Below are 636 nucleotides of genomic sequence, written 5' to 3' on the forward strand. Positions count from 1 at the left end.
CTGGCCGTGCTGCGCGGCAACCTGGCGCCGGGTGGCGCCATCATCAAGCAGTCCGCGGCCGATCCGGTGTTGATGGAACATGAAGGGCGAGCGGTGGTGTTCGAAGACGCCGAGGATATGGCGCTGCGCATCGACGACGATGCGCTGGATGTGAAGGCCGACGACATCCTGGTGCTCAAGCGCATCGGGCCGACCGGCGCGCCCGGCATGCCCGAGGCCGGCTACATGCCGATTCCCAGGAAGCTCGCGCGCACCGGCGTGAAGGACATGGTGCGCATCTCGGACGGCCGCATGAGCGGGACCGCGGCCGGCACCATCGTGCTGCACGTAACGCCGGAAGCCGCCATCGGCGGCCCGCTGGCGCACGTGCGCAACGGCGACCGCATCCGCCTGTCGGTGGCGCGGCGCGAGATCTCCCTGCTGATCGACGACGCAGAGCTGGCCCGCCGCGCCGCCGAGCACCAGGTGGTGCGCCCTTCTGCCGAGCGCGGTTACCGCAAGCTGTTCCTGGCCACGGTGACGCAGGCCGACCAAGGGGTGGACTTCGATTTCCTGCGCGCCGCGCAGACCCACCAAACCGTGCCGCGCAAGTCCTGAGCACCCTGCCATGGATCGACCAACCCGTGCCGGAACGCG

The 636-nt window shown here is 70.0% G+C and carries 1 protein-coding gene; it reads left to right on the top strand.

Features of this window, described 5'->3' with window-relative positions:
- Positions 1–597, top strand: a 597-nt coding sequence (locus OR16_RS35310; RefSeq protein WP_050983205.1) for a dihydroxy-acid dehydratase, incomplete at its 5' end; no start/stop codon positions are given.
- Positions 598–636 lie beyond the last annotated feature (39 nt).

Origin of the sequence: Cupriavidus basilensis OR16 (assembly GCF_000243095.1) — a bacterium.
In the GTDB taxonomy this organism is placed as follows: domain Bacteria; phylum Pseudomonadota; class Gammaproteobacteria; order Burkholderiales; family Burkholderiaceae; genus Cupriavidus; species Cupriavidus basilensis_D.